This window comes from Enhygromyxa salina (assembly GCF_002994635.1).
GTDB classification, from domain to species: Bacteria; Myxococcota_A; Polyangia; order Nannocystales; family Nannocystaceae; genus Plesiocystis; species Plesiocystis salina_B.
The window spans coordinates 168,816-182,969 of sequence record NZ_PVNL01000118.1; the positions used below are offsets into that span (position 1 = coordinate 168,816).

A 14,154-nucleotide genomic window follows, 5' to 3' on the forward strand; every position below is an offset into this window, starting at 1 on the left:
CGCCCACGCACAGATACGGCATGACGCTGCGCATCCTCGCTCCGTTGCTGATCCCCCTGTTGAGCGTGGGGCTGGCGTCGCCGTGGGACGTGAGCGGCCTGAACATGAAGCCGCTCCCGCCCAACGTCGCGGGTGGCGTGTCCGACCCCACCACGACCGACGCCGACGCCGACGCCGACGCCGACGACGATCCAGATGGGGCAGACGAGGCCGACGCCGCTGACGAGCCCGACGCCGCTGACGAGCTTGACGCCGCCGCTGCGACCCCCCAGCAGATCATCGACGTCGTGCTTCCCTGTGGCCTCCGGGTGATCACCGCCAAGGACGCGAGCTTGCCGGTCGCCGCGGTCGTGCTCGCGCTCGAGCTCGGCACCCGCGACGATCCCGACAACCTCCCCGGGTTGATCCACGCCCTCGCCTACCACCTTCAGCAGGGCAACCGCGAGCTCGCGCCCGGTGAGGCGATCGCCACCGCCCACGACGTCGGCGGGCTCGCGGCCATGGCCGTCGGCGTCGCGCAGGTCCGGTTCGAATCGCTAGTCCCGATCTCGCGCCTCGATCAACAGCTGCGGGTCGAAGCGCTGCGGCTGCGGGCGCCCAACACCGGCCGCGAGCTGTGGCTCAAGTCGCTCAGCTACGCGCGCGGCGACGACCGGGTGAAGCACCTGGTCCCCCCGGAGGCCGCCGCGGCCGCGTGGCAGGATCCCGGCATGGCCCACGACGGCCGCGTGGTCGCGCAGGCGCTCGGCGACATGCTCGATCAGGGGGTCGGCGCTCAGCTCTCGCGCTTCTACGACTACCGCCTCGCGACCCTGGTCGTGGTCGGGCCCGACGAGCCCGAGGCCCTGCTCGAGCGGGTCGAGCCGCTGTTCGCCGATCTACCCGCGCGCCCGCGCAAGCCGATCGCCGCGGCCGTGACCCCGCCGGCCACGGGCGCGGCGCCACGCGTCGTCCGGGTCCCTCGCCAAAAAGGCGACAGCATGGTGTGGGCGGTCCCCGGCGACCTCAGCGCCCGGGCCTGGGCCCAGGTGTTGTGCGGCACCCTCAATCGCCAGCAGCAGGGCAGCGACGATCCTGGAAAGGCCCGGGTCCGATGCACCTACGCCGATGATCCCCGGCGTCCGCTGTTGGTGTTGCGCGCCGCCGGGTACGAGCCGGCCGTGGGTCCCGAGCCGCTGATCGCCGCGCGCCTGGCCCGGATCAGCGCCGTCGCGACTTCGCCCGCGGTCGAGCCCGAGCTCGCTCAGCTGATCGAGTCGCAGCGCGTGCGGATCGAGACCGACCTCAGCTTTGATCTGCGCGCGCCCTTCGAGCTCGCCAGCCACCTCGCCAGCGCGGGTGAGCGACGAAACCCAAAGAGCGCGGGCTCGCCTGGGCGGCCGCGCGACGAGGTGCTGGGCTTGCCGCTCGCGCGCCCGAGCGCCGCGGAGGCCGACGGGCTTGGGCCGTCGGCGGACCCGGTCGCGCCGGTCGCAGCGCCCGGCTCCGAGGGACCACCTGCGAGCGCGCCCACTGGCGAGGCCCAGGCCAGCTTGCCCGAGTCCGCCGCGACCTTGGCCGCGTCGATCCCCGAGCTGCTCGACACGCGCCGCGCGGTGTTGCTGCTCGATCCCGATCAAGACGTCCCCCCGCCGGCCCACGACAGCGCACCGAGCCCACCAGCCGACGGCGCGCCTCAGCCGGGCGCGAAGCCAGCTCCGGCGACGGGTGGCCCCGCCGGCAAGCAGCCCGCCGCCGACAAGCAGCCCGCCGCCGACAAGCAGCCCGCCGCCGACAAGCAGCCTGCCGACAAAAAGCCCGCCGACAAAAACGAGACAGCGGCCGGGGGCGACGCGTGAGCCGCTGGGCGAGGACCCGCGCGGCCCTGGTGGTGGGCGTCGCCGTCGTCGGTGGGCTCACCGGGGGCTGCCGCTGCAACAAGGAGACCCTCGCGCCGATCGTGTTCGAGACCGGCAGCGATCGTGAGCCGGTCGATCCCAACAGCGTGCTCGCTCCCCCGTGGGAGCCGCCGCTCGTGGCCCAGCTCGACAACGGCGCGGTCATGCACTGGCTGCGCGAGACCGACAGCCCGGCGTTCCACGTGCGCGTGCTGCTGCCCACCGCGGTCGACGCTGACAAGCTCAGCGCCGCCGCGACCACGGCCGCGCTCGAGGCGATCGAGCTGCGCTTGTCGGCCCGGCTGCGGCGCATCTTCGACGCCCGACTCGAGCTGAGCAGCCGCCCGGGTCGGGTCGAGATCGCCATCCACGGACGTGACGCCGACGCCGAAGAGCTGCTCGCCGCGCTCGCCAGCACCTTCGCCGACGCCGGCAACCCCAAGCTGCTCGCCATCGCCCAGGGCAAGGTCTTGGCCCGACACCGCGAGGCTGGCCCCTCGGCGCTCGCTGCTGCCGCGCTCGCGAGCAAGCTGCTCGACCACCCGCTCGCGCACGAGTACGCGTCCAAGCAAGACCTGCTGGATCTGTCCAAGAACCGGCTCGAGAAGGGCTGGTCGCTGCTCACCGATCCCCGCGACGCCGTGGTCTTGGTTCACTCGGGCCGCAGCCCCGCGGACGAGGGTATGAGCGAGGCGGTGGCCCGGCTCGGCACCCGCTGGAAAGCCCCGATCGGGTTTGGATCCGGCAAGCCCAACGTCACCGACCGCCTGCGCGCGCCGGCTCCCAAGCGGATCGCCGACACCTTCTTGCTGACCGAGCAAGCGCCGGCCAGCCTGTCCTTTCACCCTGGCAAGCCCGAGCGCGGCAACCGGGCGGTCGTCATGATCGGCCGGGTGATCCCGACGCCGACCATCGAGTCGCGCACGCTCGCGCGCCTGTGTCAGCGGCTGTTGCAAGAGGAGCTCGACGTCCGCCTGCTCGTCGCCGGCCCGATCAGCATCCTCGCGATCAAAGTCCGCGTGTCGTCGACCGACCCGGTCGCGAGCTTGCAGCGCATCATCGCCCGCATGCAGGTGTTCAACGCCACGCCGCAGCCGCGCGAGCGACTCGAGCAGGCCGCCAACTTGTGGCTCGGCGCCCGCGTGGTCGAGGCCAGCTTGTCGGGCGAAGACTGGACCTCGCTGTGGAGCGAGTCGATCGACCTCGCGGGCAACGACAGGGAGATCTTCGTCGCCCTCGCCCGGGACGCGCAGGGCATGCTCGAGCTCGAGCCCGAGCAGGTTCAGGCCTACATGGCCGAGTGGTTTGATCCCCAAGCCGGCCAGCCCGGCTGGATGTGGGCCGCCGCTGGGGTCGATGACACATTTCGGGACAAGCTCGCCGCCTCGATTCGGCTGGTCGAGCAATGACGGCCTGTACGCCTGATCACTCCTGACCGACGCAATGACAGACCGCGGAGTTGGCCCGCTTCGGCTTGGCCTCCAGCATCTCTTGTTTGCACTGCGCCGTGGCGGCGTGCTCGTCTTGCATCTGCGGGTAGCTGTAGACCTTTTGCCAGACCTCGACGCCGTCCTCGCTCCACGCGGCCGTGCACTCGAAGTCCCACTTGCGGTCGCAGCCCAAACTCACGAGCGAGCACAGTCCTAGAAGAGCGATTAAAACGCGCGGCACGCCCCACTGTACCCGCCAGAGCCCGTTTGCGACCGCAAAAAAAGGCGGGCGGCGATGCGCGGTTCCGCGTGTATCATCTCGGCCGGCCGGCTGGACATGGCCAAACCCGACCCCCACCCCGAGGAAGCTCAGTTGAACAGAAGCAGGACAGCAACGACCCGCGCCCAACTCCGGAGGGATCCATCGTGAAGCTGCGTCACACACTGGCCGGCCACGATGGCCAGGTCTTGTGCGCTCGGTTTGGACCGGAAGGTCGGCGCGCAGTGACAGGAGGGCGCGACAAGACCATCGCGGTCTGGTCGCTGCGCGGCGGCAAGCTCGAGCGCAGCCTCGAGGGCCATGAGCGCGCCGTCACCACGCTGGCGTTCACGGCCGCCAATGAGCTGGTCAGCGGCGACGCTGGCGGCGGACTGCGGGTGTGGTCGTGGCCACGCGGCAAGCTGCTGCTCGAGCTCGAAGAACACGTGGGCCCGGTGCTGACCCTGGGCAGCAACGCCGACGGCAGCCTGATCGCCTCGGGTGCGCGCGACGAGACCATTTGCCTGTGGTCGCGCGAGACCGGCGAGCTGATCCATCGCTACGACGTGGGCCCGCGCGGCATGTCGTTCGTGTTCGCGGCGGATCAAGAGCACATCGTGTCGGGCCGCGGCGGGGACACACTCTGTTTTTGGTCGATCGAGACCGGCGAGCTCGCGTGGGAACAAGAGGCCGGGCCAGGTACGGTTGGCGCGCTCGAGCTCGACCGCGGCGGCGAGTGGGTCGTGTCTCGCGGGTGGCGGGGGCCGATCACGATCTGGTCGGCGTCGACCTGGGGCTATACGACGGTGCTGCCGATCGTGGAGAAGGGCCTCGGCGGGGCCGTGCTGCGGCCTGAGCACGAGCAGATCGTGTGTATCTACGAGGGTGGGATCGGGCTGTACGACGCCGAGACCGGGCAGTTGCTCGACAGCTTCGAGGTGCCGAGCAAGGGGATGTTCGATCTCGACGTGTCGCCTGACGGGCAATACGCGATCACGGCCTCGGCCGACGAGCTCGGGCGGGTCTTCGAGTTTGAGGAGCTCGAGGAATTCGAAGAGCCCGAGGACGAAGTCGAGGACGACGAGGAAGAAGACGAGGAAGAAGAAGACGAGGAAGAAGACGACGACGACGACTGAGATGTCGTCCCTCAGTGAGCGCAGCAGCTGCTCGGCGGCTTCGGCTGGTCGTGGTGGTCATGATCGTCGTGGTGGTCATGATCGTCGTGATCGTCGTGATGTTCGTGATCATGATCATCATGATCATGATCATGATCATGCCCCCCGAGCTCCCAGAGCCGCCCGAGGAAGCCCCGCGGACCCTGCCGGACCAGCGAGGCCACGAACAACACCCCCAGCACCGCCGCGCTGGCGACCGCCAGCGGCCCGTGCTCACCATGCACATGCGCCACGCCAGCGTCCGCGCCCGCGCTCGGCCACACCAGGTTCACGCCCCACCCCAACCCCAGCACCGCGATGATCATCGCGCCCGCGAACGCCAGCGCGACCTTGCGCCCGTGTAGCTGCTCGAGCACGCCAAAGGTCGTCGCGTTCGTCGCCGGTCCGGTCAGCAAGAACGCCAGCGCCGCCCCGGGCGACAGACCCTTGGCGATCAGCACGGCGACCAGCGGCGTGGCCCCGGTCGCGCACACGTAGACCGGCAGCCCGATCAGCCCAAACGCGACGACCTGCAGCATCGGCCCGAGCTTGGTGAAGAACGCTGCGTCGACGAACGGCTGGAGGAACGCCGCGACCAGCAGGCCAACGAGGATCCACGGTCCGGTGCTGTCGAGGATCCCCCCGTAGCCGGTGCGCAGGCCGTCGAGCAAGCGCTCGCGGATCGGCTTGGCTACCGCGGGCGCCAGATCCTGGTCGACCGCCGCGGCCTCGCTCGCTTGGGTCTCGCGCGCTCGGAGCTCGCGCCGCTCGACCCAGCCACCGACGGCAACCCCGATCACCAGCGCGAGCACGAACGCCACGCCGACCCGCAGCAGCGCCATGTCCATGCCCAGCAGCGGCACCGACAACAACACGGCGTCGAGCCCCAGCTCGGGCGTGGCGACCAAGAACGCGAGCGCCGCCGTGGCCGGCACGCGCCGGTCGACCAGTGAGCGATAGACCGGCACCACCCCACACGAGCACAGCGGCAGCGGCAAGCCAAACACCACCCCGCGCAGCGCCTGCGTCGTCGCCCCGCCGCGGCGTAGCCACCGAGCCGGCGCCTCGCCCATCACGCTGCCGATCAACCCAGCCACGCCGTACGCGAGCAGCAGCGCTGGCGCGCTCTCGAGCAGCAGCTCCCAGAACGCCGCGACGATCTCCGCCCCGTGGCCATCTCGCGTGGCCGGAACCACGACCACGACGAACACCAGCGCGAGCCCCAGCAGCCCGCCCACGCCCGGCCAGTAGCGATGCTCCGCCGCCCGCCGCGACCGCGTGCTGCCGATCCCATGGCTGACCACGTGCAGCAGCAACCCGCCCACGAACGCCGCGAACACGCCAGCGACCCGGCTGTCGTCGAGCACCGACGTGCTGCCCCCGAGCACGAACCCCAGCACCGTGGCCGTCGCGATCGTCACCAGCGCGATCACACCCGCGCGCTGCCCCGACTCGTCACCGTCGTCGGGGCTGGTCAGCATCCACCACACCGCCAGGCCCTCGGGCACGCGATGCAGCACGACCGCCCACTCCATCGCGTGACTGCCCGCGTGGACGTGACCACCGACCACCAGCGCGAGCCCATCGGTGAACGCGTGCAACGCCATCCCGATCAGCGCAGCCCAGGCCGCCGCCCGGTGCGTCGACTTGCCCCCGAACTTGCGCTCCGCGAGGTTGGGCAGCAGCACCCCGGCGACCACGGCCAGCAGCGCCGGCCAGCCCGCGAGCTCGACCCCGAGTGGAATGATCTCGAGCAGCGCGAGCCCGAGCACGGCCACGACGACCACCCCATCGAACAGCGAGTAGACCCGACCGTCGCGGCCGGCGAAGCGATAGATCAGCGGCCCGATGAACAGGGCCGCGATGCTGGCGATCAGCACGTACCCGCCGTTCTCGGCGATCTCGGAGATCCCGGAGATCCCGGCGAGCATGGGCAGGTCGAGCATCGGCCGCGGAGCATAGCCGATCGCGTTTGCCCCCTACAGCGCGCCTGCGCAGCCAGATAACCTGTGGAAAGTCGCGCGCAGCCCGACGCGGGCAACGCGTCAACGCAGCAGCGCCACATACTCGAGGACCTCGAAGTCGCGCTCGAGCCTGGGCTCCCACACGCGGCTGCGCCGGCCGAGGCTGCGCGCCCGCACCCGCTCGCCCAGGCCGGGCGGCTCGCCATCCAGCGCGACCCAGCGCAGCTGCGTGTGCGGGGTCAGCCACGGCGCGGCGCTGTCATGGATAATCGACAGGCGCAGGTACACGTAGCCCCCGGTGTCGAGCCGCTCGACCACCTCGCCCTCGAGCACCGCTCGCTCCCGCAGGTCGATCCGCTCGACCACCACTCCGCCGGGCCCGCGCTCCCCAACCGCCCCCGACTCACAGCCGCATGCTCCCAGCGCGAGGCCGAGCCAGCTGGCCAGGATCGCGAGAGTCGCTGGACGCGGGGGGCAGCGCACGCTCATCCAACACCCCTGGTCGGTGACAGTGTCACCCGCGCTGCGCCAGGCGTTCACAGGGGATCCCCCGCTCACGCTGCGCCGCGGCCCCGGGGACCCCGGCGTTTTTTACTCGCGCGAGAAGCTGTTGGGCTCGGTACACGTCGAGCCATCCATGCACGCACGCCCGAGCACCCAGCGTAAGTCGACCCCTGCCCTCATGGCGCTGGCGATCGTCCTCACCGCTGGGTGCGCGCAGCCACAGCAGTCGGCCCCCGCGCCCGTGCAGCCCGGACACTCACTCGAGAGCTCGGGCTTTGTCGCGTCTAGTCGCCACTCGCGTGAGGCGACTGGCAACCATCACGATCTCCGACGCGCGACCACGCCCGCCCGGCGCCACCGTGGGCACACCGATCCGCCAACCCCATCGCCAAGCCCCACCCCATCGCCGTCGCCAACCCCAGCACCAACCCCAGCCAGTGACCCGTTCGCCGACGGCTTCGTCGCCGCTCACAACCTTCACCGGGCCCGCGTCTCGCCGGCCGCAAACCCGCCGTTGCCCTCCGTTCGTTGGTCGAGGCAGCTCGCAGCCACCGCGCAGGCCTGGGCAGATCGCTGCGACTTCGAACACAGCCAAAATTCGTACGGCGAGAACCTGAGCGCGCGCTCGCACATGGCCCAACCCGAACAGATCGTCGCCAGCTGGGCCGCCGAGAGCGAGCACTTCAACTACGCCAGCAACCGCTGCGCCGCCGGGCAGGTGTGCGGGCACTACACCCAAGTCGTCTGGCGTGACTCGACCGAGATCGGCTGCGCCGTCGCGCGGTGCTCGAGCAACAGTCCGTTTGGCGGGGGCGAGTGGTTCATGGCCGTCTGCAACTACTCCCCTGCAGGCAACTACACAGGCGAGCGCCCCTACTGACTCCCACGGCACATCGCGGTCGATTTTGCGTGGGTCCGTGCGCGGACACCTAGTTGGTGCCAAGCTCTTGCGGTGCCGCCTCTCGTCCTCGCGCTGATCGACTCCGTGTTCGCGCTCGCGCTGCACCACGACGAGCGCGCCCGCCGGGCCAACCCAGACCGCGAGTCGGCGACGGTCCGGGCCAAGATCACCGGTCCAGAACAGAACAGTCCCGCACCCGGCGGCCTGCGGGTGCGCGTGACCGTGACCCCGAAGACCAAGCCAGCCAAGCGCGTCAGCTTCCACATCGATCTGGAAGAGGAGCGGCTGCTCGCCCACGAGCTGGCCCTGGCCGAGCTCCCCCTCGATCGCAGCGGCCTCGCGCGCTTGATCGGCGAGCTCGAGGCCTGGTGTTACGCTCAGATTCCGCTCGAGGCGGCGCCCAACGCCGGGGTCGCGGAGCAGTAGCCGCGGGTCAGTACCCAATGCCGACGCGGCGGTACAGGGCCGCCAGCAGCCACATGGGACCGATCATCAAGAACTGCAGATCCTCGAAGAACGACGGCTTTTGGCCTTCGATCTTGTGACCGATGAACTGGAAGATCCACGCGATCACGAAGATCCCCAGCGAGCTGGCCCACAGCGGGATCGGCAGCCCCGCCAAGCCCTGAACCAGCACCAACATCACCCCGCTGACCGCGGCCATGCCGATCGCCAGCGGGATCGAGATCAGCGCGTAGTATCCGACCGCCCCGATCGCCAGCAGCGTGCCCCAGTGCAGCCACGGGGACTCGAAAGGCGTCGGCACAGCGGCGAGCAGGCCAAAGATGCTCAGCACGATCGCGGGGATGCAGACCCAGTGGATCGTCTTGTTGGTCGGGTTCTGATGACTCTGTCCGTAGGCGTCGAGCCACTCTTGTGCAGTTCGCATGATCGTTCGTCTCCTTCAGTCAGACAGCCCGGCGTCTTCGGCGGGCAACAAGAACGTGGTGAGCATGTGCTCGAGGTCGGCGCCGACCCGATCGGGGTTCGTCTCGCCCGGCCACAGATCGCCCCAGATCACCGTCTCGCGCAGAAACCCGGCGGCCATCAAGAACGCCGAGCGGACCAGCAGCTGCGCGTTGCCGGGGCGAAAATCCGCGCGCTTGCTCAGCCACACCGCGGTCACGCGCTGCATCAGCGCCGCGTTCAGCTCACGGGCATGAGCCGCAAACGCGGCGCTGCGCCGGGCCTCGACGATGATCGCCCGGATCGCCCCTCGCCGCGCGCGGTGCATCTCCACCATCTCGCGGGCGTTGATCCCAAGCAGCTCGCGCAGCTCGAGATCGACGAAGCGCTCGCGCGCGAACGCCTGATCGATCTGCGCCACGATCCCCGCGTACACGCGCGCGCGCAGGTGCTCGAGCAGCGCGTCCTTGTTGCCCACGCGATCGTAGAAGGTACCCACCGCGACGCCGGCCTGCTTGCAGACCTCGCTCACGGTGATCTCCTCGAAGGTCTTGGTCTCGAGCAGCTCGTCGAGCGCCTCGATGATGCGCTCGAGGCTGCGCTGGCTGCGAAGCTGACGCGCAGGACGAAGCTTGCCGGTCCGCCGCAGCGTCTCGGTCTCGACTCCGATCTGGGGTTTGCTCGCGCTCGCCATGAACCGAACCTGAACTCGGATTCGGTTTATAGAGACACCGTCACCCGGCGTCAAGACCATTCATCGAGACCTGCATATATGCAGAAAGCTGCATGAACATCTCACCCAAGGCCCCAAAATTCCGCAATTCCGAGATTGGACGGATGCGGGTCAGCATGTAGCGTCTGCGCCGTGCTGCTCCACCAACTCGAGGGAAAAAAAGTCGGGATCTGCGTCTCTGGCGGGCTCGACAGCAAGACCGTGGCGACCCGGCTCAAGCAGGCCGGCGTCGAGTGCATCAGCTTCGTCGCTGACCTCGCGCAGCCCGACGAGAGCGACATTGAACACGTGCGCGAGAAGATGCGCCCGACCGGTGTCGAGACCGTGATCGTCGACCTCAAGCAGGACATGGCGCGCGCGTGCTTCCGCATGATCCGAACCCAGGCGATGTACGACGGCGGGTACTGGAACACGACCGGCATCGCCCGCGCGGTCACGGTTCACGGACTGCTCGGCCCGATGCGCGACCGCGGCTGCACCGTGCTCGCCCACGGCGCGACCGGCCGCGGCAACGATCAGCTCCGCTTCGAGCGCTACACCAACGTGCTCGCCCCGACCATGAAGGTCTACGCGCCATGGCGCGACCCGGGTCTGCTCGAGCAATTTCCCGGGCGCAAGCAGATGATCGAATTCCTGTCCACGCAGGGGATCGAGGTCGACCTCGGCCCGCGCAAGCGCTACTCGACCGACGCCAACCTGGCCGGCCTCTCGCACGAAGCCGAGGATCTCGAGGATCTCGAGACCCCCATGAGCATCGTCGAGCCGATGATGTGCGTGTGGCCCGAGGCCGCCCCCGACAAGGTCGAGACCGTCTCGCTGCGGTTCCAGAAGGGCGACTGCGTGGCGATCAACGGCGAGTCGCTCGACCCGCTGCAATGCATGTACAAGGCCAACGAGATCGGCGGTCGCAACGGCATCGGCATGCGCAACGCCCTCGAGAACCGGATCATCGGCACCAAGAGCCGCGGTGTGTACGAGGCGCCCGGCCTCGAGCTGCTCGGGACTGGCCTGCGCTCGGTCTACCAGGCCGTCATGGATCGCCGCTCGACCCAGCTGTTCCACACCATGTCGCAGAACTATGCCCAGCAGATCTACGACGGGCGGCTCTATGATCCGCAGGCTCGGGCGATCCTGGCCGCCGTCGACGTGCTCGCCGAGTACGCCAGCGCGACCGTCGAGCTGGGGCTCTATAAGGGTAATGTGTTCTTTCGGGCGCTGCGCGACTGTCCGCACTCGCTGTACAACCCGGCGGATGCGTCGATGGAGGCGAGTGATGGGTTGAACCCGGTTAGCTCGCAGGGGTTTGTCGAGGTTCAGCGGGTCGAGGCGATTGCGCTCGCGAACGCTGGGCAGATCATCGACTAGGAACACCGATCCGTTCGAAGTCGCGCCGTCAGATGCGTCGTTGCGCGCCGGCCACGATCTACGTGGCCAACTCGGCCTTGCGCTGACAGTCCGGCGACTGCAGCCGCTGCGCGTCTAGTCGCTTCGCTCCTCGGGGCCGCTGTACGCCTCACGTATGCGGCCCCCTGGAACGCGGCCGGCAACGCGTGCAACCGGCAACGAACCTTGCACCGACGCTGTCGTTGCTGTAGCGTTTTCACGAACGGATCTTTGCTCATGACAAACGTTCGCAATTTGTACAAGAAACACTACCGCACCCTCATCACGCTGACAATCGCAGCTTTCGTCCTGGGGATTTCGCCCCTCGCTTCAGCAGACGACAGTGCTCGAAGGAAGAAAATTGTCGAATGCATCAACAAGGAATTGGAGATGAACAACAGTGGGTGCGAGGGTTGTCGCCTAACGACGAAACAATTGACCATACTCACCAAAATCGTCGACGCCGAGATCATGAAAGCGCCTCTCAAAAAGCCCACACCGGAGGAAGAGCAGGCAATTCTCAAGAAAATTGAGGACGCAGCAAAAGCACAGCTCGGGGAGGTACCCACGGAGACGCTCGACAAGGTCATGACTGAGGTCAAGAAGAGCGCGACACGCTGTACCAAGGAAGCAGTGTAGCTGTTCACGCCGCGCTCACACACAGCAGACCTGCCTCTGCTCGGGTCGAGGGTGTACATCCCCAGATTGAGGGCATTGAGCGGGACGAAATACGGTGAACGCGCGAGATCACTCGAGCCTAATGCGGGCAGCTCGGCGTTGAGCTGCCCGCCGTGCCCAAGGTCATCTCGGGTAGAGGCTGGCGACCAGCGTGTCTGAAGATCGACTCGGACCTCAACCCGTCGCAGCTGTCCGTGCGGGATCAAGCGCGATGGCCGGAGCTGGTCGCGGAAACGGCCGATGCGACGCGCCTGACGACGATGCTGGCCCAGCGCCTGCGGACGGCCCCGCAGCTGTAGCAACACCCACGCTCGAACAAGCCGCAGTCGGCGATGAGCCGCGATGGGCCGCGATGGGCCGCGATGGGCCACGGTGGGCCACGGTGGCACTGTCGCGCTGCCCGAGCTAGGCACACAGCGCCGCCACCCGATGACCGTCCCAACCCCGACGGTTGCGATACACTGCTGCCATGGCTCGCGCGTCGCTGTCTTCCTTACTATTTTGCGTCACGGTCGCAGCTTGCTCGGACAATTCCAACGTCGACGAGAGCCTCGGGTACTCGGGTCCCAGCCCCACCTCGAGCGACACGGACACCAACCCAGACACCGACACCAGCACCGACACCAGCAGCACCGACGAGACCGAGACCGGCGACCCCGAGGACCTCGAGCCCCTGCGCTACATCGCCGCGGGCTCCGAAGACTCGGTGCTGGTCTCGCTCCACCTCGACGACCCGCACGACGTCCCCGAGCCCGAGTACGTCGCCAACGGAACCGGCCTCGCGGGGTTGTTTGGAGCGACACCGTTCGGGGCCGAGGCCGTCACCCACGACGGTGACATCTACCAGCTGCAGCTCGACCCGCTGGGGGTGTTCAAGCTCTCGCCGCTCGTCCAGCAAGATGGCAACTGGCTGCACAGCATGTGGTTTGGTGATGAAGGCGCCAACGCGCTGATGAGCGTGACCGCCGATCCCTACGTGGGCCCCGACCTGCTGCTGTGGGTCAGCTACGACGCCGACGGCAAGCTCACGTCTTCGTTCGACATCACCCCGCCGCTCGACCCCGGCGGCTCCGTGCTGGTGCTCGGCCGCAGCCCCGACTCGAGCTACGCGGCGGTGCTGATCGACGTCGAGCCCAACGACGTCTGGCAGCTGTATCTGCTGCCCCTCCACCCGCAGCTGAGCGAGTCGATCTTCATCGATCACCTGACCTTCGAGGGCGTCCCGGCCAACAACGTCCCGGCCTTCATGTTCACGCACATCGACGATCAGCGGCTCGTGTACCGCGAGGAGATCGAGGTCAACGTGCTCAGCCCGCTCGGGGTGTCGCTCGCCGATCCAACCGCGGCGCCCGTCAACCTCGCGCCCTCGCTCGGGCACATCTCGTCGATCGTGTTCTCGGACGACAACACGCGGATGCTGGTCAGCACCAACGGGGCCAACGGGTATCGTGAGCTGCGTCTGATCGAGTTCACGGGGCCCACCACGGTCGGGCTGCCAACCCTGATCACCGAGCCGGGCGCGCCAGCGATGACCAACTTGCTGCTGCCCGACGGCCCGACCACGATCGGTCACGGCTTCGATGCCCAGGGCCGGATCTGGTACGCGTACACCAACACGATGCTCTCGGAGCCCACGACCGTCGGCATCGCCCTGGTCACGTTCGAAGACGGCATGGTCGTCGAGCGGCTCGAGCTCGCGGACAATCCACCCGGGACGGAGTTCGAAGAGATCACCTTCGACGCGGATCTGCAGCTGCTCGGCTACCGCTCGCAGACCAGCAACCTCAGCTACATCAACTACGTCGACCTGAGCGCCGATCAGCCCGTCGAGGTCCGCATCGATCAGGCGCTGGGGTACTTCGACGCCACGCCGACCGACAACGCCAGCTACGGGTGGTCGGCCGACGGCAGCCGGATCGCCATCGCGGGCGTGCAGGGCGGGGCCAACAAGCTCTACGTCGCGGAGATCGGCGATCCCACAGGGGCCACCGTGGCGATCGAGCTTCCCGACGTCGAGAGCGCGCAAGGCATCACCCTGGCCCACCGACCGAGCGTCAGCCCCAACGGCGATCAGGTGATCTTGTGGTACGGCACCCAGACCGGCCTGACCGGGCTGATCCACGGCGCCACCGACGGCTCCGCGCCGGCCGAGGTCGTGCTTGGCCTCCAAAACACGCTGCACAGCGGCACCTACCTGCCCCGCACGCCCACGAATTCGCCCTGAGGGGCGAACCGGGTGGAGAAATTCGCCCTTGTCCCCACGGTTCGGACCAGCTGCGTGCGCTCTAGCTTGCCGGGGCGCGCGCTCGTCAGGTCTCGAGCGAGATCACTCGCTGACGTTCATCCGTGGAGCTTGCTATCCTCG

The 14,154-nt window shown here is 68.4% G+C and carries 14 protein-coding genes; 9 read left to right on the top strand and 5 right to left on the bottom strand.

What is annotated here, in order from left to right; all coding sequences use genetic code 11:
* Nucleotides 1-20: 20 nt before the first annotated feature.
* Together ENSA7_RS30500 and ENSA7_RS30505 are read left to right on the top strand one after the other, a co-directional pair.
* Nucleotides 21-1,838, top strand: a complete 1,818-nt coding sequence (locus tag ENSA7_RS30500) for a peptidase M16 family protein (RefSeq protein WP_146158311.1) — start codon at nt 21-23, stop codon at nt 1,836-1,838.
* Nucleotides 1,835-3,286: a hypothetical protein gene (locus ENSA7_RS30505; protein ID WP_106092909.1), complete on the top strand. Its 1,452-nt coding sequence runs from the start codon at nt 1,835-1,837 to the stop codon at nt 3,284-3,286. Before ENSA7_RS30500 ends, ENSA7_RS30505 begins: the two co-directional genes overlap by 4 nt.
* Nucleotides 3,287-3,302: 16 nt before the next feature.
* Here the strand turns inward: ENSA7_RS30505 and ENSA7_RS30510 are convergent, their stop codons facing one another.
* Nucleotides 3,303-3,506 carry a hypothetical protein gene (locus ENSA7_RS30510; RefSeq protein ID WP_146158312.1) on the bottom strand — a complete coding sequence of 68 codons (204 nt, stop codon included), beginning with the start codon at nt 3,504-3,506 and terminating at the stop codon, nt 3,303-3,305.
* Nucleotides 3,507-3,733: 227 nt separating this feature from the next.
* Between ENSA7_RS30510 and ENSA7_RS30515 the strand changes: the two genes are divergently transcribed.
* Nucleotides 3,734-4,702, top strand: a complete 969-nt coding sequence (locus tag ENSA7_RS30515; protein WP_181234269.1) for a WD40 repeat domain-containing protein — start codon at nt 3,734-3,736, stop codon at nt 4,700-4,702.
* 11 nt (nt 4,703-4,713) lie between these two features.
* Here ENSA7_RS30515 and ENSA7_RS30520 read toward each other — a convergent pair whose 3' ends face one another.
* Entirely contained in the window at nt 4,714-6,666 is a 1,953-nt protein-coding gene (locus ENSA7_RS30520) for a permease (protein ID WP_106092912.1), read from the bottom strand.
* Nucleotides 6,667-6,765: 99 nt separating this feature from the next.
* On the bottom strand, nt 6,766-7,173 hold the full coding sequence (locus ENSA7_RS30525; protein ID WP_106092913.1) for a hypothetical protein: 408 nt from the start codon (nt 7,171-7,173) through the stop codon (nt 6,766-6,768).
* Nucleotides 7,174-7,366: 193 nt separating this feature from the next.
* Here ENSA7_RS30525 and ENSA7_RS45885 point away from each other — a divergent pair, with 193 nt between their 5' ends.
* Together ENSA7_RS45885 and ENSA7_RS30535 are read left to right on the top strand one after the other, a co-directional pair.
* Nucleotides 7,367-8,068, top strand: coding sequence for a CAP domain-containing protein (locus ENSA7_RS45885; protein WP_280524050.1), 702 nt, complete (start codon nt 7,367-7,369; stop codon nt 8,066-8,068).
* A 72-nt stretch (nt 8,069-8,140) separates the two neighbouring features.
* Entirely contained in the window at nt 8,141-8,515 is a 375-nt protein-coding gene (locus ENSA7_RS30535; protein WP_106092915.1) for a hypothetical protein, read from the top strand.
* Nucleotides 8,516-8,522: 7 nt separating this feature from the next.
* On the opposite strand, the gene ENSA7_RS30540 is transcribed toward ENSA7_RS30535, so the two are convergent.
* Complete coding sequence (locus ENSA7_RS30540; RefSeq protein WP_106092916.1) at nt 8,523-8,978, bottom strand: Mpo1 family 2-hydroxy fatty acid dioxygenase; 456 nt, start codon at nt 8,976-8,978, stop codon at nt 8,523-8,525.
* A 15-nt stretch (nt 8,979-8,993) separates the two neighbouring features.
* Entirely contained in the window at nt 8,994-9,689 is a 696-nt protein-coding gene (locus ENSA7_RS30545; RefSeq protein ID WP_181234270.1) for a TetR/AcrR family transcriptional regulator, read from the bottom strand.
* A 171-nt stretch (nt 9,690-9,860) separates the two neighbouring features.
* Between ENSA7_RS30545 and argG the strand changes: the two genes are divergently transcribed.
* The 4 genes from argG to ENSA7_RS30565 all read left to right on the top strand — a co-directional run bounded on the left by argG (nt 9,861) and on the right by ENSA7_RS30565 (nt 14,013).
* Nucleotides 9,861-11,093 (top strand): argininosuccinate synthase, encoded by a 1,233-nt coding sequence (gene argG / locus ENSA7_RS30550; protein WP_106092918.1) that lies wholly within the window; start codon nt 9,861-9,863, stop codon nt 11,091-11,093.
* Nucleotides 11,094-11,348: 255 nt separating this feature from the next.
* On the top strand, nt 11,349-11,750 hold the full coding sequence (locus ENSA7_RS30555) for a hypothetical protein (RefSeq protein WP_146158315.1): 402 nt from the start codon (nt 11,349-11,351) through the stop codon (nt 11,748-11,750).
* Between the two features lie 152 nt (nt 11,751-11,902).
* A complete protein-coding gene (locus ENSA7_RS30560) occupies nt 11,903-12,088 on the top strand; it encodes a hypothetical protein (protein WP_106092920.1) in 186 nt (61 codons plus the stop codon).
* A gap of 170 nt (nt 12,089-12,258) precedes the next feature.
* On the top strand, nt 12,259-14,013 hold the full coding sequence (locus ENSA7_RS30565; protein ID WP_106092921.1) for a hypothetical protein: 1,755 nt from the start codon (nt 12,259-12,261) through the stop codon (nt 14,011-14,013).
* Nucleotides 14,014-14,154 lie beyond the last annotated feature (141 nt).